Annotated in this window: 26 protein-coding genes and 1 pseudogene; 5 read left to right on the top strand and 22 right to left on the bottom strand. The window is 29.3% G+C overall.

Features of this window, described 5'->3' with window-relative positions:
- Positions 1-42 precede the first annotated feature (42 nt).
- The 7 genes from G9F71_RS06355 to G9F71_RS06325 all read right to left on the bottom strand — a co-directional run bounded on the left by G9F71_RS06355 (position 43) and on the right by G9F71_RS06325 (position 4,872).
- Positions 43-585 carry a GNAT family N-acetyltransferase gene (locus G9F71_RS06355; protein WP_164951192.1) on the bottom strand — a complete coding sequence of 181 codons (543 nt, stop codon included), beginning with the start codon at positions 583-585 and terminating at the stop codon, positions 43-45.
- 89 nt (positions 586-674) lie between these two features.
- Entirely contained in the window at positions 675-1,523 is an 849-nt protein-coding gene (locus tag G9F71_RS06350; RefSeq protein WP_164951191.1) for a GNAT family N-acetyltransferase, read from the bottom strand.
- 71 nt (positions 1,524-1,594) lie between these two features.
- The gene (locus tag G9F71_RS06345) at positions 1,595-2,146 is read right to left on the bottom strand and encodes a GNAT family N-acetyltransferase (protein ID WP_164951190.1); all 552 of its coding nucleotides are present in this window, start codon (positions 2,144-2,146) and stop codon (positions 1,595-1,597) included.
- Positions 2,147-2,971: 825 nt separating this feature from the next.
- Positions 2,972-3,166 carry a GNAT family N-acetyltransferase gene (locus tag G9F71_RS06340; protein ID WP_263488252.1) on the bottom strand — a complete coding sequence of 65 codons (195 nt, stop codon included), beginning with the start codon at positions 3,164-3,166 and terminating at the stop codon, positions 2,972-2,974.
- Between the two features lie 62 nt (positions 3,167-3,228).
- Positions 3,229-3,411, bottom strand: a complete 183-nt coding sequence (locus G9F71_RS06335; RefSeq protein WP_224626225.1) for a hypothetical protein — start codon at positions 3,409-3,411, stop codon at positions 3,229-3,231.
- 65 nt (positions 3,412-3,476) lie between these two features.
- A complete protein-coding gene (locus G9F71_RS06330; protein WP_164951189.1) occupies positions 3,477-4,259 on the bottom strand; it encodes a GNAT family N-acetyltransferase in 783 nt (260 codons plus the stop codon).
- Positions 4,260-4,320: 61 nt separating this feature from the next.
- Positions 4,321-4,872, bottom strand: coding sequence for a GNAT family N-acetyltransferase (locus G9F71_RS06325; RefSeq protein WP_164951188.1), 552 nt, complete (start codon positions 4,870-4,872; stop codon positions 4,321-4,323).
- A 257-nt stretch (positions 4,873-5,129) separates the two neighbouring features.
- On the opposite strand from G9F71_RS06325, the gene G9F71_RS27730 reads away from it, so the two are divergent.
- Both G9F71_RS27730 and G9F71_RS06315 read left to right on the top strand, forming a co-directional pair.
- A complete protein-coding gene (locus tag G9F71_RS27730; protein WP_224617810.1) occupies positions 5,130-5,246 on the top strand; it encodes a VanZ family protein in 117 nt (38 codons plus the stop codon).
- 129 nt (positions 5,247-5,375) lie between these two features.
- Positions 5,376-6,059 carry a TVP38/TMEM64 family protein gene (locus G9F71_RS06315; RefSeq protein WP_164946603.1) on the top strand — a complete coding sequence of 228 codons (684 nt, stop codon included), beginning with the start codon at positions 5,376-5,378 and terminating at the stop codon, positions 6,057-6,059.
- Positions 6,060-6,106: 47 nt separating this feature from the next.
- On the opposite strand, the gene G9F71_RS06310 is transcribed toward G9F71_RS06315, so the two are convergent.
- From G9F71_RS06310 to G9F71_RS06285, 6 genes and pseudogenes are all read right to left on the bottom strand, one after another.
- Complete coding sequence (locus tag G9F71_RS06310; RefSeq protein ID WP_164951187.1) at positions 6,107-6,925, bottom strand: class I SAM-dependent methyltransferase; 819 nt, start codon at positions 6,923-6,925, stop codon at positions 6,107-6,109.
- Positions 6,926-7,004: 79 nt separating this feature from the next.
- Positions 7,005-7,457, bottom strand: coding sequence for a hypothetical protein (locus G9F71_RS06305; protein ID WP_164951186.1), 453 nt, complete (start codon positions 7,455-7,457; stop codon positions 7,005-7,007).
- 329 nt (positions 7,458-7,786) lie between these two features.
- Positions 7,787-8,512, bottom strand: a complete 726-nt coding sequence (locus G9F71_RS06300; protein ID WP_164946605.1) for a TraX family protein — start codon at positions 8,510-8,512, stop codon at positions 7,787-7,789.
- 352 nt (positions 8,513-8,864) lie between these two features.
- Positions 8,865-10,313 (bottom strand): transposase, encoded by a 1,449-nt coding sequence (locus G9F71_RS06295; protein WP_224626222.1) that lies wholly within the window; start codon positions 10,311-10,313, stop codon positions 8,865-8,867.
- Positions 10,314-10,351: 38 nt separating this feature from the next.
- A pseudogene (locus G9F71_RS06290) lies at positions 10,352-10,469 on the bottom strand (IS200/IS605 family transposase); the annotation flags it as partial.
- Between the two features lie 166 nt (positions 10,470-10,635).
- Positions 10,636-11,349 carry an EcsC family protein gene (locus tag G9F71_RS06285; protein ID WP_164949914.1) on the bottom strand — a complete coding sequence of 238 codons (714 nt, stop codon included), beginning with the start codon at positions 11,347-11,349 and terminating at the stop codon, positions 10,636-10,638.
- A gap of 431 nt (positions 11,350-11,780) precedes the next feature.
- Here G9F71_RS06285 and G9F71_RS06280 point away from each other — a divergent pair, with 431 nt between their 5' ends.
- Positions 11,781-12,317, top strand: a complete 537-nt coding sequence (locus G9F71_RS06280; protein WP_164946608.1) for a peroxiredoxin — start codon at positions 11,781-11,783, stop codon at positions 12,315-12,317.
- Positions 12,318-12,448: 131 nt separating this feature from the next.
- Here the strand turns inward: G9F71_RS06280 and G9F71_RS27205 are convergent, their stop codons facing one another.
- Positions 12,449-12,580, bottom strand: coding sequence for a hypothetical protein (locus tag G9F71_RS27205; RefSeq protein WP_263488162.1), 132 nt, complete (start codon positions 12,578-12,580; stop codon positions 12,449-12,451).
- Positions 12,581-12,874: 294 nt separating this feature from the next.
- Here G9F71_RS27205 and G9F71_RS06275 point away from each other — a divergent pair, with 294 nt between their 5' ends.
- Entirely contained in the window at positions 12,875-14,437 is a 1,563-nt protein-coding gene (locus G9F71_RS06275; RefSeq protein WP_164949915.1) for a thiol-activated cytolysin family protein, read from the top strand.
- 41 nt (positions 14,438-14,478) lie between these two features.
- Here G9F71_RS06275 and G9F71_RS06270 read toward each other — a convergent pair whose 3' ends face one another.
- The 5 genes from G9F71_RS06270 to G9F71_RS06250 form a co-directional block, all read right to left on the bottom strand.
- Positions 14,479-15,294: a purine-nucleoside phosphorylase gene (locus G9F71_RS06270; protein ID WP_164950104.1), complete on the bottom strand. Its 816-nt coding sequence runs from the start codon at positions 15,292-15,294 to the stop codon at positions 14,479-14,481.
- 71 nt (positions 15,295-15,365) lie between these two features.
- Positions 15,366-16,376, bottom strand: coding sequence for a LacI family DNA-binding transcriptional regulator (locus G9F71_RS06265; RefSeq protein WP_164949916.1), 1,011 nt, complete (start codon positions 16,374-16,376; stop codon positions 15,366-15,368).
- A 247-nt stretch (positions 16,377-16,623) separates the two neighbouring features.
- Positions 16,624-17,082, bottom strand: coding sequence for a GNAT family N-acetyltransferase (locus G9F71_RS06260; protein WP_164949917.1), 459 nt, complete (start codon positions 17,080-17,082; stop codon positions 16,624-16,626).
- Between the two features lie 36 nt (positions 17,083-17,118).
- Positions 17,119-19,992: an excinuclease ABC subunit UvrA gene (gene uvrA / locus G9F71_RS06255; protein ID WP_164949918.1), complete on the bottom strand. Its 2,874-nt coding sequence runs from the start codon at positions 19,990-19,992 to the stop codon at positions 17,119-17,121.
- Between the two features lie 90 nt (positions 19,993-20,082).
- On the bottom strand, positions 20,083-21,381 hold the full coding sequence (locus G9F71_RS06250) for a helix-turn-helix transcriptional regulator (RefSeq protein ID WP_164949919.1): 1,299 nt from the start codon (positions 21,379-21,381) through the stop codon (positions 20,083-20,085).
- Positions 21,382-21,974: 593 nt separating this feature from the next.
- Between G9F71_RS06250 and G9F71_RS06245 the strand changes: the two genes are divergently transcribed.
- Positions 21,975-23,051: a methyltransferase domain-containing protein gene (locus tag G9F71_RS06245; RefSeq protein ID WP_164949920.1), complete on the top strand. Its 1,077-nt coding sequence runs from the start codon at positions 21,975-21,977 to the stop codon at positions 23,049-23,051.
- A 31-nt stretch (positions 23,052-23,082) separates the two neighbouring features.
- Here G9F71_RS06245 and G9F71_RS06240 read toward each other — a convergent pair whose 3' ends face one another.
- The 3 genes from G9F71_RS06240 to G9F71_RS06230 are packed head-to-tail and all read right to left on the bottom strand — an operon-like array spanning position 23,083 to position 25,436.
- Positions 23,083-23,247, bottom strand: coding sequence for a hypothetical protein (locus G9F71_RS06240; RefSeq protein WP_224626219.1), 165 nt, complete (start codon positions 23,245-23,247; stop codon positions 23,083-23,085).
- 33 nt (positions 23,248-23,280) lie between these two features.
- Positions 23,281-24,723, bottom strand: coding sequence for a sensor histidine kinase (locus tag G9F71_RS06235; RefSeq protein WP_164949921.1), 1,443 nt, complete (start codon positions 24,721-24,723; stop codon positions 23,281-23,283).
- A gap of 17 nt (positions 24,724-24,740) precedes the next feature.
- Entirely contained in the window at positions 24,741-25,436 is a 696-nt protein-coding gene (locus tag G9F71_RS06230) for a response regulator transcription factor (RefSeq protein WP_164949922.1), read from the bottom strand.
- Between the last annotated feature and the right edge of the window lie 250 nt (positions 25,437-25,686).

Genomic DNA, 25,686 nt, shown 5'->3' with positions numbered 1-25,686 from the left:
TTATCGCACCTTTTATTGTTAAGTTAGAATATAAGACACTCTTTAAAACCTACTACTGACCTTCTCCATTACAATAAACTTGAAATCTTCATCTTCAATATATTCACCACATTTTTTAAAATCCAATTTCTCAAATAATCTCAAAGCTGGTTTATTACCTTCACCAGTTTCAATATATATCCTATCTATGTCCATATTATTGAATATATAATCAGTTGCTGTTTTTATTGCAGTATAAGCAATTCCTTTATGCCAATACCTTTTATCACCTATAGAAATTCCCATTTCTCCTTGCTTTTTAAGCTTATCTATACCAAAAAAATTAACAAAACCTATAGCATTATCTTCATAATCTGTAATTATAAAATATCTATATTCTATATCCTCAATATTTTCACTCATTATTTCAGTATCAAATCTATGACAATAATCTATACATTCTTCAATTAAGCCTTTGCTGCTATTAGGTATTGGTCTTGGATCATGTTTGTTTAGCTCTTTATCAATTTGCCATGAAAATAGGTTAATTACATCACTTGAACAGATATCTCTTATTACAATCTCATTGTTTTGATAATAAATCATTATAATTTCCCCCTCAAAATATCTTTATTAGATTTACGCTTAATCTCTTACTTATTTTCATGTACCTAATTAATTGTTTTCAACACACCTTATGTTGTTATCATTCTGGGTATCATGTATTCCTGCTCTAATCCAAAATCACCCTTTAAAAACGGATTTTCATCATCTATTTTGTATTCTCTCATGTTATAATCAATTCCCAACCAGTCAGGATTAAAACCAAATTGAATAATATCTACTCCCTCAAAGTAAAGATATGGCGCAATTTGTTCAAAACTTACAGGTCTTGAAGCAACAATATCATAAATTGTAAGTTTGTTATCTCGTTGATGCGCTACAAGCATTATGTCAAGCAGAGGTATTTCATAGATATTATTTTGGTGACCGTAAATCAAATGAAACCAGTTAATAGAATATTGATTTATGCAATCAAAAACCTTTGAGTATTGAGTACGTTCTTTTAAATACTTATCAACCTTTGGATTAGTTATATTTAGCTTTATCATTTCACCACTATTATTTAGCTTATATTCAATATATGGCTGCTTATAAGTAATAGGTTTAAACCCGAATTTTGGATAGAACCCCACAACACTATCTCCACCATGTAGAAAGCAAGGTGTATCTGGGTATATACTAAAAATATGTTCCATAAGTTTTTTAGATAACCCTTTACCCCTATGTTCTTCTCTTGTTGCTACTGATCCAAACTGTAAATAATCACGTTTCTCACCATTTATAACCATCTTCATTTTAGTCACCGATATATTGGCTAGCATAACACCATCTTCAATTATTGAATAAATCTCATAGTCGTCATTCCAAACATTTTTAGCATGCCATTTGTCAAAACTAAAATCGAATGCATGCATAATTAACTCATTAAGTTGAGCATTAAATTCCTTTGTAGTTGTAGAAGCATTTGTCATTGTTACCATGCTATTCTCTCCTTTTTCACTTTTATAAAAGTATTTATTTATCAAATTTCAACTTATAATTTCTAAAATAACTACAGTGTTTTCTTCATAAGCTTGTAATAGTTGAATTCCTCATTATCAACCTCTATGGTACCTATCTGATTGAATCCACATTTTTGTATTACTTTATTTGAAGGTATATTATGCAGCAGTGCTATTGCATTAAGTTCCTCAATATTAGTTCTTTCAAATAAGTATTTTATTAAAGCTTGTGATGCCTGCGAGGTATAACCCTTACCTCTATAATCCTTTGAAATCGCATAAAATATCTCTCTATTGGGAGGTGGAAGTTCATCTTTAATACAAGAACCACACCAACCAATAAACTCATTTGTTTCCTTTAAGATAATTCCAAGTATTAAACCTTCTTTATCAATACTTGGAACAGCCTGAAAAAACTCTCTGTTATTTTTCATGTGAAAATTTATTAGCCAATCCCTTCGTTGCTCTTTTGTAGCTTTCCAATCTGGTAAGAAATCAGTTATTTCTGGTTGCAGCGTAAGATTATATAGTGCATCTAAATTGTCAATTCCCATCTCTCTTAAAACTATATCCCTGCATTCTATTTCAAATATATTTTTCATTAATTATTTCCTCCTAAAATTTAATTGTTATCTTTTATCTCATATATTTAAATCACTGGCATGAACACACCTCCTACCGTAGTTAAAAGTAAGAATAAAATCATATGTTGCTCCAAACACTATCTCACTTTAAAACCTATTATTACTAATAACTTCTTTGCAAAAAAATAAGGTTGTAACGAAATTAAATTTCATTACAACCTCAGGATTTTTGTTATGCTGCAATACCTCAAATTAAATAGGCAATACTCTCCTACGAGCCCTATCACAAAAACACATACTGCATCTTAACAATATTTATGTGATAATTTAAAGGTATAAAAAAAGCCGCACAGTAAGTACGGCATTTATAATCATAACAAAATACAAATATACAACTTAAAAATAGAACATAATTCTATATTATTTTAAGAAGATTATTCATAAAAGGTATAAACGCTGAAACTATTCCTTAACATTATATTCATCTAAAAAAATGCAACACCAATAAACCTGATATAATCAGATTTTTAACTATGCTTATTAAGCCCTAAATAACTTTCAACGCCTCTCCAAATAAACTACACACATTTAAATGTATGCACCTATGCAGGCAGTATTAAAATTACAAAAGATACAATAAATAAACTTGCATTATAAACAAGCAAAACATCTTTTAGATAAAATATTAAATTGTATTATCTTACAACGTTAAGAATTAGCTTTCTCATATAGTTTTACCTCCATTAAAATAACTTATAACTTTATATTACATTATTTTATATTTATTGTCAATATATTTAACAAGAAACATTTTATGGATTTTATGTTTTAAATCAATAATGTTTATAGATCCTTACCCATCATAGCCATACTATCCCATTCAGTAAAATTATTTTTTAAATAAAACTTACTTGTTTTGTTTTCTTTTGAAGTAAATAGAATAATAGTAGTTACACCAATTCCTTTTAATCGCTTTTCCAATTCATTGAGTAGTTTACTACCTATCCCTTGTCCCTGCAACTCATTAGAAATAAACATTTCTCTCAAATTGTAATGGATTCCATCATAAAATTGTTCATAGTTTCCGAAAATAGCACCTTTTATTGCTCGTCTTCAACATATAAAACACCTTCAAAATTGGTCGAAATATAAATATCATTTAGTCTTTTATGAGCAGTTTCTAATGTCCATTTATCATTCCAAGGTTCAGAGTTAAAGACTTTTATATAAAGTTCCGAGCATTTCAATATATGTTGATTTTCTATACTAATAATATTATTCATAAATAATTCCCCTTTTCAATTTTTTTTGCAATTTTCATTACTTCATTACAACTTTTCAAAAACATCTAATTAAAACTTACAATTATAATTCTATGATTACTAATAAATCCTGATTTTTCTAATGTTTTCTTAGATATTGTATTTGTGATGTCACAACCTGCCATAGGCTTCAATTTTTTGCTATAACAGTGTTCTTTCAGCTTCGTGATAATATAGGTTCCTACTCCTTTTCTGCGGTATTCCTCTGCTACAATCATTCCTATATCTCCAAATTGTCCATTTGATTTCGATATTCTAAATTCACCTATGCCGAGCAAACTATCCTCCTCATATAGTACAAATAACTGATCATTTTTTATTAGGTCTTCATGATAACCTTCAAATGCAACTTCACATTTATTTTTTATAGTTGCAATGTCAACTGTTTTTGCTAATCTAAAAGACAGGTTTCTAAAACCATCTAATTCATATTTAATTTTTTTATTATCATTAAAAAGATACATATCTGCCGCTACACTTTTTTGATAATCAAGACACAAAGACAAAAATTCTGGTTCTTTAGTGGAAACAGCAGCATTTTCTACTATATCACTTTTAATAACATATTCAAAAATTTCTGCTGCACATGTATAGTACCCTTTCAAAACATGAAACTGTACTAAAGTTTTGCTTGAATTCACAAAAAAATGTCCTGCTACTTTCTCATCATAAATAATTTCATAGCATTCTGATCTACCAATCATTACATTTTCCCAAAACCCATCTATTGGCTCTGCTAAGGTGTTAATGTACTCTTTATGTAAATTGAATTTTATTTCTTCATTTACTATCTTTTCTATTTCTATCACTGAATTACCCCCCGTATTTTTACTCATATGAAAATAAAATAAGATAAATTTTAACTATATATCAATACTCGTTTCTTAATATAGAAAGCATTACCATATCATGATAACTACCACCCCAATAGCTTCTCTTTCTCAAAACTCCCTCTTTTATAAAACCTAATTTTTCAAGTACTCTAATTGATGCATTATTTTCATTTGATACTGATGCTTCTATTCTATTAACATCAGCCTTATTAAATGTGAAATCAATTACTGCATCAAGTGCTTCGGTCATAATTCCCCTATTCCAATATTCAGGTCTTAAATCATATCCCAAATCTGCTCTTATTTTAGGATTTTCGATTTCACACTTACAAAACCCAATAATTTCAGACAGATTCCCCAAAGAAATTCCCCAAAATATGGCTCTTTTTTGCCTAAATGCATCATTAAAAGATTCAATCAAGTCCTCTGCTTGTTTTATATCTGTAAAAAGTTCAAATGTATCGTACTTAATCACTTCAGGATTACTTAAAAGTTGATATATACTTTCTGCATCTTGCTCTGTTATTTCCCTTAATACTAAGCTTTTGGTGACTATTTTAGGAAATGAACTAAATATTTCGCTACTCATATTTCTATAATCCCCCCCCTTAATTTCTCTCACTTTTGTATTTTTTCTTTTTCTCATTTCTCTTGCTTTATTACTTTATTAACTTGTCCTCTAAGTCAGTAATTAATTTCTATTTTAATTGTAAAATATTATAATATCAATATAGAAAATAACTATAACCATTTTCTCCTTATTATTATAAATATTGAAATTCATGTTAACATTCTGTATAATTAAATAAAGATACACTTATAAAATTATGATTAAAGTATAGGAGTATTGAACTGGGTCAGTTTATTCTAAATGTGGGTGTTTTAGATATTGATGATATTATTTTAAATACATTAAGTTGTATTTTAGGTTTTATTATGTACAAAGTGGTTAAAATCTTCTAACATTTCAATAATGTAATGTAAATGTTATATTAATCGCTTGTTCAAATCTTATAAAACTCTTATAATAATCATTGGACAACAAATTAAAGCATGCACTAGATTTGATATTTAAAATACGGAGGTACACATATGAAGCTTAACCAATTTATAAAAAAACACAGAAATTTAATTTTAATATCCACATTAATTTTAATCACCTTAATATTAGGTTGTAAATATAGACAATATTTATTTGTATTAAAAAGCCCTGAAGAATTTAAAAATTTCATAACTTCCTTTGGATACTATGGAATATTTATTTTTATACTTTCTCAATTTCTTCAAGTAACAATCTTTTTTATTCCTGGCGAAGTAATTCAAGCTACTGGTGGATGGATATATGGCACCCTTGGAGCAACTATTCTTTCTCTTATCGGAATAACTCTTGGATCTATATTACTATTTTTACTTTCAAAAAAGTACGGACGACCTCTTGTTAACAAATTTATTTCTGAAACAAAATTGAAAAATATTGAAGCAGCCTTGAACTCAAAAAAATTAAATCTTATTGTGTTTCTAATTTATTTTTTACCAGGCATACCAAGGGACTCATTAATTTTCGCCTGTGGTATTTCAAAAATGTCTCTAAAAAAATTCCTAGTATACTCAACTTTTGGAAGAATTCCTGCATTAGTACTTTCCTGCTATTTAGGTTCAAACATGCTATCTTGCAGTAAACCATTCCTCTTTTTAATGCTATTTGTTATGGTGTTAATCTTTTTAATAGGAGTATTTAAAGGGGAATATTTACTTGAAAAGCTGAGTAATAATTAAATAACCATCTTTATTATCATTATCTAATTATAACCTTGAGTTGTATTTTATTTTTCTCCAAATGCATATATCACTGGCATATTAAAATGCAACCCATCTATATTTTTATACATTTCAAGTCCATTAAATACCTCTACTTTAAACTCTTTAAATTTATCATCACCTAGCTCTTCTACTGCCTCAAAAACTGCTCTTACTGCATTAGACCACATTTCTTCCCACCATTGTTCTTTAGTTGTATAAATCACATCTGCATTTTCCTTATAAACCTTAATATTTCTTAAACCTGTATTTTCTAATATTTTTCTCACATCCTTCGCTGTATCAAATTTGGGAATACCTGATTTGTAATTTTGATTTGATGAATTTGCATGTAAATATTTGTTAACTATCTCTGTTAGCCACTTTTGGTCTTCTTGTATCGCCCATATACTAAATCCTACTTGTCCATCTTTTTTAAGTACTCTTAGTATTTCTGTTAATTTACTATCACTATATAAAAGATACCCGATTCCAAACCCACAAATAACATTGTCAAAAAAATTATCATCAAATTCTAATATTTGTGCATTCATCTTTATTACTTTGGCATTATCTATTTTTTGCTTCTCAATATCCTTATGTGTTTCACTTACCATAACTTCTGAAGCATCTATACCTACAGCATATCCTTCTTTTCCTATTTTATTTATTGCAGAAAATAATGAAGCTCCCCTACCCACTCCAATATCTAATATTTTTTTACCTTTGTTAATACTTGAAAGTTCAACTAATCTATTGCCAAATCTCTGCCAATAACCAGGTCCAATTTTACCAAATCTAGTTGCAACCTTGTCCCATACATTCATAATCTTTTGTTTATTCATATTTATCTTCCTTTCATCTACTTATTATAGTTTAACTTTATTACAACGTGATGATATATCTTTTCTAGTATAAAACCCGTTACTTATCTATTATTTTTAATGTCTTTAGTACTTCTTTTAGTTCTCCCTTCATCTTTAAAAAGCTATTAAATTCTGGTTGCTTTTCAGGAAAATTTAGATCTGTTGGTCCCCCTATAACATAAGTAGCACCTTTTGCTTCAAAATATCGTTGGTCACAAATTGTATCAAGACTATCTTCATAGAAATTAGCTGAATTCTTATTAATAAAAGCAAATAATTTACCGTAGCCATCCTCTACTTTTTCCTTTGGTTTAAAATACACAGTTATCCCCATATCATTTTCTTCAATCCTATATTTATCCTTCCAAGTTTTTGGGAAAACAATTGAAAACCCAAGTTTATCACTCTTAAACATTTCAGGTTTATTACTATCATTCACTTTCTTTGAACATCCCACTAATAAAACCAATAATGACAGAATGATCAAACAATATAATAATATTTTTTTCATATTTGCCTCCAATGATTTTTAAATTCTTATAAAAATTGAAAATAACTTTAATTTACAGCTTTATGTTTTACATAAAATATATAATGAACTAAGCTGTATATCATAAAAACCCATCTTACCCTTATTATAGCTACCTTTTTAAATTTGTCAATATTTGTTTATCTTAAATAAAATTCTATAAATCCTTAAAATATTCAAAAACATTTCAGTCTATCCCCTCAAATTTTGCTCTAATACAAACTAAAATAAGGAGCTGAATAATTTATTCAACTCCTTACTACACTAATAAATATTTAATGTAATTTAGCCAGGTGATACAATTCATTCCATTACTTTAATGCAAATTCCATTATGGCTAATATCCATAAATGTAATGGATAAAAAACATAAAATAAATATTTACTAAATTTATTGTTAACCCCTCTTTCTCCGTTATATGAAAGCATAAATGGAACTGCTGTTATAAATAAGAAATCTGAATTAAACATTAACATTTCTATTGTCTCTTGAAATGTATCATATGGCGCATAACTCATAAGAGCCAAAGCTAAAAATAATACAAAATATCCTATAATAGCTTTTTTCTTATTTTCTCTAAAGAAATATGTTATTAATGCAAATGGTATCAAAACCATCCCACCCTCTGTAAACACTCCCAATGGAATAAGAACTATTGAAAACACTATTATTCCTACCTTTTTAGCGCCTTCCTTATTTTTGCTAAATTCAAACAAATTAAGTATTGTAAGTCCTAGGGCCAGTGTCATAAATATATTATTGTTAACTACAACTTCTTTTGACACTAACCCTTTATTTATTATAAAATTCCCAATTTCCATAAATATAGCCCATCCGAATAATCTAAGGTTATACTTCAATTTATTTTTTGTGTGGAATAATCCTTCTACCATTAAGAATACAAATAATGGTGCTACAAACCTTGATAATGGATGAAACCATAATGGAAATACTCTTGGAAATGCAAAATATAAATGGTCCATTAGCATTACTATAAGTGCGATAATCTTTAATTGAAATGCATTTAATTTTTTCATAATTTTATTCTCCTCTTTTTGTTACCTTATGTGCCTATTATATATTTAAAGAAGAGGTGCAACCATCTAACTTCATTACGTTTCCCTTACATTTTTGTAATACTCGCAGCAAATAACAAAGAGCATATATTATGCAAATTGTAGCTGGTTATTCTTTGCCTGATACTCCCCTGCCTAAAGGCAAGGTGTTCTTAGATAGCTTAACTTCTCCTATACTCTCATTTATTTAAAAATCAAATAAATTACAACATATAAGAACTAATTAATTTCTCTAAAACTTTCACTATCAATCATTCCAATGAATGAATTAACGATAGCATATGGCTCATATCAAAACCTCTTTAGCCTTAATTTATAATCCCATACTACTTATTGCTTTATTGTTGCTATTTTGTATTGTTACTATTTCCTTATCGTGTAGCACTTTAAAATTATCAAACTCCTTAAAACATAAATCTCTATCTATTTCTTCTAAATTATCCTTAATATTCATTATAAGAAATGCACTATAACAATCCCTTTGTATTTTAAATCCTTCGAAATTGTTCCACCTTTCCGATAATTCTTTTTTATTATACTTATCATCAAAATGGTTGTATTGTGAAGCTTTTATTTTAGTAGTGTTTATTTTTAAAAGCTCTTTACCATACCATTCTAATTTATTATCTAATATAGTTAAAAACATGCTAGGTGCTTTACTTGCGAGACTTTTACCAAATCTCTTTTTCTTATTTATTTTACCTGTCTTATCATTTATTGTTGTATTCTTAGCTCTCTTTTGTAGCCCACTATAGCTCATAGTTTCTACTAATATTCTATCGCCTAAACTGATAATTTGATTAGCTAATTTCTCATGACTTTGCTTTCTTATACAAGCTTGTTTTCTTTGTATTTCTCTTAATTCATTTTGAGTTTTAATATATTTATTAGACTTAATCCATATTAATTTAATAGCTTTTTTAATAGTTCCATTTTCATTAAAGTTATTAGGATTATTAGTCCTACGTTGTCTATCTAATTTTCTTTGCAATATCATTTTTTCATGTTCAATATTTTCAACTTCTGGACATAATTCTAATAATTTTACTTCGTTTTTACTACTAAAAGCAATAGTTCTAGTTCCAATATCAATACCTACATTTCCTTCTCCTATTTTATGCCTAACCTTTCCCGTTTCTTTATTATATTTTTCAGGTGGAATTCCTTCTAAAATTAGTTGAATAAAATATTTATATTTGCCTCGAATGAACTTTCTAACTACTCTACAATATTTAATTTTATTTAATAATGATATATGTGCATATTCATCGTTTTTATTTATAATTATATCTATCGAAAGTCCATTCCATATTAATTTATTATCTACAAATCTAAGTCCAGTTTTATTTGATTTGCCCTCAACACTACTCAGTTCACCATATTTTTTAAAATAAACTTTATTACATTTATGAAGCATTAATTGCCCAAAAGCATTAAAACATCTTGTCGCTATTTTTTGTGTAGTGAAGCTATCTATATTATCTTTAAAATGTTTCTGTATAAGCTTAACATACTTATGAAGTGAATATTCTTTCAAACCATTATTCTTATTTAATTTGTTAAATTCTTTATTACGTTCTTTGCCTTTTTTCATTTTAACTACTTTTCTATACTCCTTAGATTCTTTCATATAGTTATATCTTTTATATAATTCGCCTAGACAACTATTATAAATATTTCTACCTATTTCTAATCTTTTATCTAATATATCTTCTTGATATATTTCTGTTTCTAATTTTAATGTCAAAATATAACTTGACACAATATTCACCTCTCTTCACATACACATCTCGCCTAATGTTTAAATCTCTCTTCAATATTAGATATTAAATTTTTTTCTTTTATATCTTGGACAAAATATAAAATTATCATTAATCAAAGATACAGTTGTTTCAGTTGTTCTATATTTATTTTTCATGAATTTATAATAGCATAGTTTATGTATTTTAGAAATATATTATACACAATCTATGCTATCCATCCCACACCTGAAGGAGTGGGCTTTCCGCACAAATATTGTAATATACACTCTCTACTTAGTGCTGAGGGCTATTTTATTATGATATTTTCAGCATACTTTAGAGTTATAATATCCTCATACGATAAGCTTGAACAGCCGTTTCGCTAAGTTTATCAATAAATTTAGTATTAACATAAGCTCCTACAAAGGCCCCTATTCCAGGAACCAGCTGTAATAGTTTTGCTAAATCAATATAATCTCTATACTCTTGCTGAAATGCTCTCCAATCAAAGGAATTAATATCTTTGGGCAATGTACTATAATATTCTTCAAAATTTTCCATTCTATCAAATACTTCATTTACATTACTCTTACTAGAAAAAGCGAGCTGAAATACATATAATATATAAATTCTTTCTTTATAATCATTAACGTCAAATCCATAAATTGCAGCAATGTCATAAAGAAATTTAATTTTTATACTTAAAAGTAAAGGTAAGTCCGCAAGTGCCAAAAGGAATCCACCTGCCCCTGTTCCTGCACCCTCTATCATAGCAGTAGTTTTATAGGTCTTGATTTTTTGTGCAACTAATTCTTCTCTTTCTTGAAGAGATAGATTTATAGAGGGCTCCTTCGTAATATATTTAGACCCAACTAAAACTACTTTAATCATATTTTTTATAGCTGAAGTTATTATTTCATGATATTTTTCGGGTAATATTCCATTAAATTTATTTTGAATACCCTTTGATACCTTTTCAACTATTGTGGATTTTTTTTTCATTTCTATCTTCCATTTATTCAATTCTTCTAAAGCCATATCATTATAAGAATACATTAAAATCACCTGCCTCAGTTTATTATATATTTAAAATGGGCTTTAAACAACAACTATTACCGCTCCCTATCCTTGTTTTAAACTTTCATTTATAACCTACGCTCCAAACTATTTTTATCTTTTCAAGTTGATTTATAGAATTATAATTTGAATATAGTATTGACATGATGATATTTAGGTAGTACAATCTATTAAAAGATATTTATTATTAATTGATATTAAATATCATATCATGATTAGATTACATAAGTCTCATATTATTTATAAGTAAAAATCATAAAAAATCACTTTGCTAATTATTGGTTTGATAGAAAATAATTTATGAGTCTATAGGAAATTATAATCATTGGTATTAAACAATATTTTACATTGAAATTATGTCACTTATTTAATAGAAACTTATAAATATTATTAATTTAGGAGGTATCAATATGGAAAGATTAGTTGGAAAATCAGCTCCTTATTTTAAAATGAACGCCGTAAAAGGTGATGGAAGCGATTTTGTAGAAGTAAAATTGGAAGATTATAAAGGAAAGTGGCTTGTTATGTTCTTTTACCCTTTAGATTTTACATTTATATGCCCTACAGAAATAACTGCTTTTAGTAAGAAATATGATGAATTTAAGAAGGAGGGTACAGAATTATTAGCAGTAAGTTGTGATAGTCAACATGCACATAAAACTTGGATAAATCAAAACTTAAGTGATGGTGGATTGGGAAAAATCGCTTTCCCTATGGCCTCTGATTTAACAAAAGAAACTTCAAAAAATTATGGTATATTAATTGAAGAAGAGGGAATTTCTTTGAGAGGATTATTTATAATAGATCCTAATGGGATTGTTAAATATTCTGTTATTCATGATTTAAATGTAGGAAGAAGTGTTGATGAAACATTGCGCGTACTTAAAGCGTTAAAAACAGGTGGATTATGTGCTATAGACTGGCAAGAAGGAGATAGCACTCTATAACTCCACCTAAATATAGTCTATAAAACAATTAAATATTAGAATATATTCAAATTTGATTGGTATTACTATATATTTTATAGACTTAGGCAAATGAGCTACAGACATAAACTTTATGTCTGTAGCTTTTAAATTTAACCAATATTTTCTACTATTTTAGCTACCCACCTAGAGAAATCCACTGAGTAGTTACTATCAATACCTAAAAACTTCATCATGCACCATATATGAGTATTACTTGGAATAAACTTAAGATTTTTATACATTTTATCACTTTCGTGGATTATATTGTTTAATATTGTTTAATTCTATTTAATATTGTATAATAGTGTATATATTTCATAAATTAGTATATCGTTTTTTTAAATGTTATTTTGAAATTTAAAAACTGTCAAAGTAAAAATGATAGCTTATTTTATTAATGAAAGGAGATTTTTCATATGAAAATATTTATAAAATCAATAAATTTGATATATTTTTATATTATAAAAGAGGCAGTTTTTGATTTATAAAAATAAAATTACTTGAATTTCATAAATATTAAAGGGGGCAAATATAAAATGAAAATTACTAAGAAAGCTTTGACATCAGTAGCGCATGTATTACTAATTAGTATGGTTATAAGTGGGTCAATATGCAATTATAACGTAAAAGCTAGTAGTCTTAATAATGTACAAGCTATAAAATTAAGCACAGAAAATAATCCAATTAAAAATAATAGTGATAATATAGATGAAAACATTTATGGACTATCTTATAATCCAAACAATATATTATCATATAATGGAGAAAATATTGAAAGTTTTGTACCAGCGGAGGGTTTTGAAAATCCAAATAAATATATTGTAGTAAAAAGAGAAAAGAAAAGCATTTCAGATTCCACTGCAGATATTTCAATTATAGACTCAATAAATGACAGAACTTATCCTGGTGCGCTGCAACTTGCAAATAAAAATCTTATAGAAAATAGACCTGATGTAATTTCATGTGAAAGAAAGCCTATTACTATAAGTGTTGATTTACCTGGCATGAGTGACGATGGTAAAAAAATTATTGATTCACCAACATATTCTGCAATTAATTCTTCAATAAACTCTTTACTAGAAACATGGAATTCAAAATATTCATCTAGATATACTATCCCTACAAGAATAAATTATTCCGACACTATGGTGTATAGTAAATCACAGCTATCTACAATGTTTGGTTGCAATTTTAAAACTTTAAGTAAGTCATTAAATATAGATTTTGATTCTATATTAAAAGGCGAAAAAAAGGTTATGATACTTTCATACAAACAAATTTTTTATACAGTAAGTGTAGATGCACCTAATCGTCCATCAGATTTATTTGGTGACAGCGTAACTTTTGATAAATTAGCTTTAAAAGGAGTAAATAATGATAATCCTCCTGCATATGTTTCAAATGTTGCGTATGGTAGAACAATTTATGTAAAACTTGAAACAAACTCTAAGAGTGCAAATGTTAAAGCAGCATTTAAGGCATTAATAGATAATCAAAATATAAGTAGTAATGCAGAATATCAAGATATACTAGATCAAAGTTCATTTACAGCTACCGTTCTAGGTGGTGGAGCACAAGAACATAATAAAATAGTTACTAAAGATTTTAATGAAATAACAAATATTATTAAAAATAATTCAGTATACAGTCCTCAAAATCCTGGATATCCTATTTCATACACAAGTACATTTTTAAAAGACAATAGTATAGCATGTATAAACAATAAAACAGAATACATAGAAACCACTGCAACAGAATATACTAATGGTAAAATAGTACTTGATCATAGTGGCGCATATGTTGTTCAATTTCAAGTAACCTGGGATGAAGTTAATTATGATAAACAGGGAAATGAAATAATTGACCATAAATCATGGTCTGGAAATAATAAAGATAGAACGGCTCATTTTAATACTGAAATATATTTGAAAGGAAATGCAAAAAATATTTCGGTGAAAATAAAAGAATGTACGGGCCTTTCATGGGAATGGTGGAGAACTATCGTAGATGTTAAAAATATTCCATTAGTAAAAGAGAGAACTTTCTCAGTGTGGGGTACAACATTATATCCAACTAAATCCATTCAGCCTGGAATCTAAATAAAACTACTCATCTACTAAAGTAGATGAGTAGTTTTATTTTAACCAATATCCTCTATTATTTTAGCTACCCACCTACAGAAATCCACTGATGCTTTTTTAGCTATTTCTATCACTCTTGCATGAGAGTGTTTTTGTTTTTGTATACCTGTAGCCATATTTGTAATGCAAGATATTCCAAGTACCTCTATTCCTAAATAATTTGCAGCTATTGTTTCAGGAACCGTAGACATTCCAACAGCATCTGCCCCTTGCCCTCCAATTGCTCTTATCTCTGCAGCTGTTTCATAATAAGGTCCCATAAACCCTGCATAAATGCCTTCTCTATATTCAACACCTATTTCATCTGCAACTTTCTTTGCTTTATCTATTAGTTCAAGTTTATAGGGTTCTGACATATCTGGAAATCTTGGTCCAAATCTTTCATCATTAATTCCAATCAATGGGTTATCAGAAACTAAATTAATAAAATCAGTAATAATCATTAATGTTCCAGGACTAAAGCTTGTATTTATACCTCCACAGGCATTAGTTACTATAAGCTTTTCAATACCCAAAAGCTTCATCACAAACACAGGGTATGCAACTTCTTTCATTGTATAACCTTCGAAATAATGAAATCTGCCCTGCATTGCAAGTACAGCTACGCCTTTTATTTCCCCTAAAACTAATCTTCCTTCATGTCCCACCACTGTTGACTGTGGAAAATTTGGTATATCCTTATAGTTAATATATTCTTTGTTTTCTATAGCATCGGCCAAATCACCCAGTCCTGAACCTAGAATAACTGCTATTTTAGGCTTTAAGTTCATTTTACTCTCTATATACTTTACTGATTCGCGAGCTTTATCATACATGTTCTTCATATTCTTGTCCTCCTAAAAATTTTTTACAACTAAAAATCGGTTTCTAATTATGCAAAAAAATTCTACTTCTTTTTATATTTTTTTGTACTGTTTCTAACTTTTAATTCATATCCCATAACAATATTTTTATTTTCTATCTTTTCATTCTGTAATTTTTCTAATATTAGTTTTGCTGCCTTAATTCCAGAATCATAATAATCAAAATGCATTGTTGTTAAAGTCGGTTCAAATACGGAAGAAATATCCATATCATCTATGCCAACCACTGATATATCCTCTGGAATACAGTATCCTTTTTCTTTTAAATACTGTATTGCTCCAAAGGCTAAACGATCTATTGCTGCAAATACTGCAGTAGGAACTGTTTTGGAATTATTAATTATACTTTTCATTGCTTCATATCCTGATGATATTTCAAAATCTCCTATTGATAAATATTCATCCGGTACATCAATGTTGTTCTCTTTTAATGCAGCCATATATCCTTGTTTTCTAAAACTTCCTATTGCTACTTTAGTTTCTGATAATCCGATGTATGCAATTTTTTCATGACCTTGACTAATTAAATGTGATACTATTGCCTTAGCTGCATTAAAATCATCATATGTTACATAAGGAACATCTATTTCACTATTTTGTTGGCCCATTATTACAACTGGAATATTAATTTCATTAATCACTCTTATGTGTTTCTCTGTAATCTCAGTGTGGAAAAATATAATTCCATCTAAATGTTTCTTTTGAAAAATATCAAAATATTTGAATTCATCATTCTCACTTCCCATTGAATTAGCAAGCAAAATGTTATATCCTTCTTGATTCAACTTTTCGGTAATACCTTCAGTTATATGCGAAAATGTATCAATACCAATTCTAGGTAATATAACTCCTATTAATTTTGTTTTCTTAGTTACTAACTCCTGTGCTAATAAATTAGGGGTATACCCCGTTTCTTTTAAAACTTTTTCTACCCTTACCCTCAATTCTGGACTTACATTTTGTGAATTATTAATTACTCTTGAAACCGTAGCTTTTGAAACTCCTGCTAACTTAGCAATATCTTTCATATCCATAAACTTAATCTCCATAAATTCTCAGTATATTGGAAACCGGTTTCCAATATTATTGTATATCTTTTTATTTTAATAGTAAAGACTTTTATTATAGAAGGAAAGACACCAACTTATAGCAGCAGGTGTCTTTCCTTATGAAATGTTGTTAAACCACACTTTAAGTATCATTCATGTTAATATTATTAATAATATTAACATGAATGATACTTTCTTTAGCTTATAAGAAAAATGTGTCTTGACAAATAGTTCAATCAATTAACTTTTCATAAAAGAATAAAAAACCATCTTCGGTTTGTCCAGTTTTTTTATAACCAACTTTTTCATATAAGTGTTGATTTCTTACACTATAATAAGGCGTTCCTAACACCCATTTTTTTATCTGTGGATGTAATTCTTCAATTAACTTCAATGTCTTAAAACCATATCCTTTATTATGATATTCGGGATGAATACATAGGTCTTCTAATTCATAAATTTTATTGTCCTCCCCATGCAACCAAAAGAAACCAATTATATTATTACCAATCATAATCTTATAGAATAAATAATCTTTAATCAAACGCTCTGTTTCTTCTTGGGATTCATATCCAGGAGGACCACCATCTCTTCCAGGTCCAAACCTACGGGTCTCATCATTATATGCTAATTTCTTAATTTCAGTTATAATTTTAGAATCTTCAACTTCAGCTTTTATAATATTAATCATTGCTTAATTCCTCCCAGGGTTAACTTTTTTATAAACTTACAAAACCTTCTTCAACCACTCCCCAGTGACAGATTCTTTTACTTCCATCACTTCTTCTGGTGTTCCTTGTGCTACCACATAACCTCCATTTTTACCGCCCTCAGGACCAAGATCAATTATGTGATCAGCTGTTTTTAGCACTTCTAGATTATGTTCAATAACAAGTAAGGAATGTCCCATGTCCACAAATAAATTTAAACAATTCAATAGTTTTTTTATATCTGAAATGTGAAGTCCTGTAGTGGGCTCATCTAATATATATAGGTTATTTGAGCCACTCTTTATCTTCCCAAGTTCTGACGCGAGCTTTATTCTCTGTGCCTCTCCTCCTGATAAGGTTGAAGAGGACTGACCTAATTTGATGTATCCCATTCCTAATTGATTAAGAATATCTAATTTATAATGTATATTTTTCTTATCCCTAAAGAACTCTAATGCTTCTTCAACGCTCATATCAAGAATCTCATATATATTCTTCCCCTTATATCTAACGTCCAGTATCTCTTTTTTATATCTTTGTCCCTTGCATATTGGACATACGATTTCTACATCAGGCATAAACTGAAGCTTTGTTACTATTCTTCCGTCTCCCTTGCAATGTTCACATCTTCCGCTGTTCTTACTATTAAAACTAAAGTTGGAATTTACATATCCCAAAGCTATAGCTTCCTCAGTTTTTGTGAACAACATCCTTATACTATCAAACAGGCCTATATATGTTGCGGGATTAGACCTACTATTCTTTCCTATTGGAGATTGGTCTATATTTATAACATCATTTATATGCTCATGTCCTGTAAGTTTCCGATGCTCGCCCGGAATAATCCTTGGGTCTTTTAAACTCCTCAGCTTCTTATAAATGATATCATTGACAAGAGTACTTTTCCCTGACCCAGACACCCCTGATATGCATACAAAAATACCTAAGGGAATATCTACATCTATATCTTTTAAGTTATTCTCTCTAGCACCTAAAACGGTTAACTTATTACCATTATGCTTACGTCTTTCTTTTGGAACAACTATCATTTCTTTCCCTGATAGATACTTTCCTGTTAAAGAATGTTTAGATTTCTTAATCTTATCTATGTTTCCTGTTTCAACGATTTCTCCACCGTGTATTCCAGGTCCTGGTCCAATCTCCACTATGTTATCTGCATTTTCTATTGTTTCCATGTCATGTTCAACTACTATGACAGTATTGCCGATATCTCTAAGATACTTCAATATTTTTATAACTTTTTTACTGTCTCTAGCATGAAGTCCTACACTTGGCTCATCAAGTATATATATCATTCCCATAAGCCCTGAACTAATCTGTGAGGCAAGCCTTATTCTCTGCGCTTCTCCACCTGATATAGTATCCGCTCTTCTTCCAAGTGCAAGATAATCTAGTCCAATTTCTATTAGCAATGAAACCCTCTTTTTTATCTCATTCACTATAGGTTCTGCTATATACCTTTTATCCTCTAAGAATGTTAGTTTTTCCATAAAATCATATAGTTCCGTTAATTGCATCCAGCATAATTCATGTATATTCTTATCTTCAATGAGAATATCGAAGCGTTGTCTTTTTAACTTCTTGCCACCACAATCTGGACATGTATACTCCACCATCTTCTTTTTGAACCATTCAAAAGCTACTTCATTTACCTTATCTTTTCTAGTTTCTTCCCTATACCAATGTTCAATTTGATTTATATATCCAGTAAATTGAATTGTTCTACCAACAAGCCAATTTCTATTCTTTATATTTGGCGGTGCTTCCATCATAATTTTTTCACCTTTTGTTCCATAAAACAATATATCTTTAATTTCATTAGATAAATTTCTAAAAGGTGTATCAAGACTGAAACAATAATGCTTTGAAAGGTTGTACATTATAATATGCTTATATGTAATTTCCCCCTTAGGGTTATATACACTTGGATCAAAAGCTCCTTCATTTATACTCTTTTCATGATTGAGCACCATAAGCCTTTGATCTGCTTTTTTCGTAGCTCCTATGCCCCCACAGGTTCTACAGGAACTAGCCATGTTATTAAATGCAAAATACTGTGATTCTATATTAGCCATAGTAATATGATGTTTGGGACAACCAAAGCTGCTGTAGAATCTATCTTTTATCTCTTGTGGTGCATCTTCTGAAAGAATCTCCGCTATAAGGACATGTTCTCCAATAACCTCTAGTGAAGTTTCTAAAGAATTAGTTATATTTTTTTCAATATTACCCTTTATTTCAAATCTATCAATGACTATTTTAATATCATGCTCACAATATTCATCGATCTCTATTTCTTGGCTTATATCCACTCTATTCCCATCTATAATCAGATTATTATACCCCTTCTGTCTTATGTCATCAAAAAGATATGCATAATCCTCTCCATATAGCTTATGTACTGGTGTCAAAAATTCAATCTTTGTCCCCTTTGGTAGAGATAATACAGATTCAACTATTTGTCCTGATGTCTTAATCTGATATTTTTCATCACAATACGGACACTTAGCTGTACCAACGGTGGCATATAATAATCTCATATAATCGTAAATATCTGTCATAGTCCCTACTGTAGATCTTGGATTAACAAGGCCTCTTTTTTGTTCTATAGCTATAACTGGAGATAAACCAAAAACAAAATCTACTTCTGGTTTCTTCAGTTGTGGTATTCTACTTCGTGAAAAAGTAGGTAATGAGTCAAGAAACCTCCTTTGACCCTCTCCGTAAATAATATCAAAAGCAAGGGATGACTTACCTGATCCGCTTACACCTGTAATCACTGTAATCTTATCTCGTGGAATATTTACATCAATATTCTTAAGATTATTTTGTCTTGCACCCTTTATCTCTATATTTTTTTTTACTAGCACTAAAAACCCCTCCTCTATCTATGAAGCTTACTAAATTATCTGAAAGAACTAATAAGTTACTATTTCTTCAACTGACTAAACTTTTCTAGATTAATACATCCATATCACTATCAACCTTGAAATAGGCTGGTTCGACACAATGCTACTACTTTTATTGGTTAAATAGGTTTGTGAAATATCTTTAAGTAGTACCCCCTCCTCGCAGAGCCATTCACAAATTTCACAGATTATATGACTCTCCAAAGTATTATTAAAATCCTGTACTATTGTAGAAAGTGGTTTCATCTCATTTGCCTTATTAAAATAGTCCAAAATAGGCTTGCATATAATATCCATACGTTGTCTTAAATACTCATAAATCATGTCAATAGATTGAGATATATTTATGCTGTTTTTTTTCTCATCCATAAGCCCCACATATAATTTTTCAATAATTGGACTATTATACTTTAATGCTTGTAATATAACCTCTCTTGACGGAATACTATTATTTAACAGCACCTCTATGGCTGCTATATATGTTAACGCTTCGGTTATCCATAAATAGGAATACCTTACATCACTTTTAACTTTCAGCCATTTTTCTGCCTTATATAGTCTCCAAAGAACCCATTCCGTTCTTTCCATTAAAGCATAAGATCTATCCCTTTCACCTATTTCATCATCCGCATTGACGCTTTCGAAAATCTCTCTTACAGATTCGTCCTTGCAGTAGACCATAGTTCCTAATGAAAAGTATGAATGTGCGCCTGAACCCCTTCTTACCCTTGCTACACTCTGTCTAAATTCGCTTCTGGTCTTTACATTTCCATTTATGTATATATCATCTTCTATGAGACAAATCCAAGGAGTAGGTTTACTATTGTCATTAACAATAATCTCCATATCAATATCTGATTTCTCCCATACCTGATCATAGGATAGACTTCCTTCTAAAATCACAGCTATGACATTGCTGTCCATCTTCAGTCTTTCGCACAATGTTTCCACTGCCTGCATATATCGTTTTTGCAAATCGCTACTGGCAAAACTTACTTTCCAAAAATCCGTTGGGATAGCATGCGTATTAAGCTTCCTATAATCATTAGGCGTAATATCAAATATTCTCTTGAATGCCCTAGAAAAGGTTTCATGACAGTTGAATCCAAAGTCCAATGCAATATCAATTATCTTCTTATCTGTTCCTATAATTTCCCCAGCTGCCACAGATAATTTTCTTTTCTTTATATAATCCGCTACAGGAATTCCTATAACTGATTGAAATACTCGATGATAATGATGCGTAGAATAAAAACATAACGCTGATAATTGTTCAAGTGTAATATCTTCCTTAATATGTTCTTCTATATAATCTAATGTCTTTTGGAGCTCATTAAAATAGTCAGACATAATCCATCACCAACCTTTGAATATAGTATATCATCTAGTGATTTACTTTTCTTGATATTTTTTGATATGTTGTAAATGACTGCAGTTACTGTATTGTAGGGGGAAATGTATTATATATGACTTTCTAATTCTAATTAGAACAAATTATATGTAGTTATGCTAAATATAGATTCCCGATTTTTTTTGAAAATAAAAGAGCAATGTTAAGAGGTTTCTTAGATATGCCATTAGGAGTTTTTATCATTTTCTTTATAAAGAAATATAAAATACGAGGTGTTTATTAATAGGATAGGTTGTTTTAAACTTTGAAAATTAGACGACGTAACTATTGAAATTGAAAGTACGAACAATGCTCTTTGAAAATTGAATAATACGGTATTGAAAAATAAGAATGATTGCTATATTTTACAAAAATAGTGATTATATATATATATAAACATGCTATAATTACCATTAGTTAAGACGACAGCGTAAAATAACGCGAACTGTCAATTATTTATATTTCGAGCAATAACCTTGCAGGAGTGAAACCAAAAGTGCAAGGAATTTTATTTATTCATCTACTATAATGTTTTTAGAGAGGGGGGATACGTTTGAATTGGTATGAACGAATTAACGAAGCATTTGACTATATTGAAGATCACTTAGATAGCAACATTGATTTAGCTAAAGTTGCAAATATAATGTGTCAATCTACAGTTAGTTTCCAGCGTACATTTTCTATATTTATGAATATCTCAATATATGAATATATTCGCAGAAGGCGTATGACATTGGCTGCTATTGAACTTCAAACAAATTCTATAAAGGTCATCGATGTAGCCTTGAAATATGGTTATGAATCTCCAGAGTCATTTACGCGCGCTTTCAAAGAGATTCATGGGATATCACCATCAGCAGCACGTAAGAAAGGGGTTCATCTTAATCTATTTCCACGTATCACTTTTCTACTAACAGTAAAAGGAGATGTTGAAATGGATTACAAAACGGATAACAAAAGTGAGCAAATTGTCAACCTTAAAGGATATAATTGGGGGACTATTGACCAATCGCCACATCTTAAGCCTGTAGATAATTGCATTTACTTAGCAAATAAATGGAGGGAATCAGGTTATGTTGATCTTTTAGATTTAGGAACTGGACTTGGTCGCCATGCCATTTATTTTTCAAAACAAGGGTTTAACGTAACAGCAATGGATATTTCTGATTATGGTGTTCAATACTTAAAAACATGGGCTGCAAAAGAAAATCAGCTTATAAATGCAGAGGTTGGTGATATGCTATCTCTCAATTACTCCAATCAATCCTTTGACTGTATCTTTGCTTATCATGTTATTTCTCATACCGATTCAATTGGCATAAAAAAAACAATTGCAGAAATTGAAAGGGTGCTCAAACCAAATGGTGAGGTATATTTGTCATTTTGCTCAAAAGAAAGTACAGAATTTATTGAGAATAGATCTAACAAATTAGACAAAAATACTCTTATAAGCCGAGATGGATTTGAAAAAGGTGTACCTCATTTCTACGCTGACTTAAATGATATCAAAGAACTTTTAGCAAATTTCAAGATAGAACTCATAAAACATACAGAGTATTTCTACAGTGATTTCAACCCGGATAACCATCGAAGACAAAAATTTTATTATGTTAATGCGATCCTAAAGTGAAGAAAATAAGCATAATCTACGGAAAACTTATTTATATAAAAAGCAAAAAAATATCAAGAGCTACTATATCTCTTGATATTTCACAACATAACAATACTTTTTTTATGCAGTTTAAACTATTATTAATTATCTTATAATCTGGCAAACCATTTTTTGAAAGTGAAGCACATTCTCCTCCTTGGTGATATTTTACCATACAACACAAATCATTTATTTAATTATACTATTATTACTGTCCATGAATTGTTATTATAAAACGTGCTCCCCCTCTAATTCTATTTTCAGCTACAATATTTCCACCATGCTTTTCTATAATACTTTTAGTTATAGCGAGCCCAAGACCATAGTTTCCACCTTTACCTTTGAAGAATCTTTCAAATATATTATCTAAATCTTTTTCTTCAAAACCTGGACCATCGTCCTCTATTATTATAATTGCTTTTGATCCTTCATTTTTCAATATAACCTCTATATTTTCGCTGCAATATCTCAAACAATTTCCAAGTATATTTATAATTGCCCTTGTAAGTTTTTCTTCATCCCCTATAATGATTGTGTTATTATCATTGGTAGTAAATTCAATTGTTTTTTTGTTCTTTATAGCTATTCCATTAATTCTCTCAATACTGCTTTTTATAATATATTCTACATTTATTTCTTCAAGATTCAGTTCACACTGCATAACTTCTATTTTTGATAGGTATAATAACTCTTCCACTAAATTAGATAGTCTTTTACTTTCTTCTATTATAATATCAATGGCTTTATCTTGTTCATCAACAACTCCATACTTTATACCTTCTGCATATCCTTGTATGGACATTAGCGGGGTGCGTAGCTCATGAGAGGCATTTTGCATAAATCCTTTCATTGTACGGTCATAAGTATATAATTTTTTGGTCATAGATTGCATTGTTTCTGCAAATTTAGCAATTTCATAATTCTTATCATATTCTATAAATTCAGTAGAGTATTGTCTTTCACCAATTTTTTTTGCATAATTACTTAATAGTAAAATAATCCTAGATATTTTTTTAGATACATTCTTTGATGTTATCACTGAACTTATTATCATTATAATAAGTATTAACAAAAGAATATCGTTTACAATTTTTATAAATCCCTTGCTTTTAAAGAGATCTGAGTACACTACTAAATTAACATTTTTAGTTTTATTTGATAATTTTAAGTGATGTACTATAGCTGCATACTTTCTTTCTGAAGCATTGAAATAAAATACAGTCTTTTTACTATCCTCTGATAAGAGCCCCTTTTTTTTACTTATTATAGACATTATATTATTTTGCACGAACGTATACTCTTCATCATTTCTTTTCTCTGGATATATCAAATCCATGTTCGCTCCTATTATTGCATAGTTAACAGCCAAGAAAGATTCTGTACTTTTTAAATCCTTATTAATTATGGATAAATTTTTATCAGTATTACTAGACGTCTTAAATTTCTGAATATCATTCCAATCCATTGAAGCTTCAAGCATTGATTTTTCGATATATTTAGCTACTTCTATAAGCTGCTTACTTGTCTGTTTTTCTACATAAAAATTCAGATACAAATTAAAACTCACAAAAGTTAGTAATAGAGAGATAGTTATTACAGTTATATGTGAAAAGAAAATCTGCTTTCTTATAGTATTTTTAGAAGTTTTCATTAATAGCACCTCTCCTATTACTCCTTATTTGATACCATAAATCCAAATCCCCATAAAGTTTCAATTTTCAATGAAGAACCTAAATTTATCAACTTCTTTCTAACTCTTTTTATCATGTCATCAGTTGCTCTCGTATCTACTTCGCTTTCATATCCCCATACTCTATTAAGAAGTTCTTCTCTGCTTACTCCCTTATTCACCCTTTTAGCAAGATATAAAATGAGACTAAATTCAATAGGTGTTAACTTAAGGTCTTTACCATTGCAAGAAGCAGATCTTCCTTCTGGATAAATAGTAACATCTGAGACATTTATAATATCTTGTTCTGTACTTTTAATATTTTGAAATTCCATGCGCCGGAATATACTATTCACCCTTAATACAAGCTCTACTGGACTAAATGGTTTTGTCATATAGTCGTCACTTCCAAGGGTTAGTCCTGCTATCTTATCGCCTTCACTATCCTTAGCTGATATTATTATAATTGGAACATTACTTTCATTTCTAATCTCTGAACATAACGTTAAACCATCAAGCCCTGGCATCATTATATCTATAATTAGCATATCTGCTGGTTTTTTATTAAAAGCTTCAAGTAGTGTGCTTCCATCAGAAAAAACCTCAACATCATAGCCTTCTTTTTTTAAAAACATCTTTATTAGGTCCTGTATTTTTTTTTCATCATCAGCAATATATATAATCTTTGTTTCCATAGCAGCGCCGCCTTTACTCTACTCTCTAGTTATTATGATTATACCATTGTGCCTCTATTTATGCATCTTAAAAAAACTAAGATAGTGACTAGTTTTTTTAATACTTATCTATGCTTAAATTATTCTGATACACTTTTTAAAATTTATTCCGCAACAATAAATAAGGAAGCGTCATAATAAACGCTCCCTACTTCAACCTTATATATTCACTAGATTAATTATTATAAGGCTTTGTTGCTTTTTTCTCAGT

Source organism: Clostridium sp. FP2 (assembly GCF_011065955.2).
Classification (GTDB): Bacteria; Bacillota; Clostridia; order Clostridiales; family Clostridiaceae; genus Clostridium_AD; species Clostridium_AD tagluense.
This window is presented reverse-complemented; position numbering and strand designations above follow the sequence as displayed.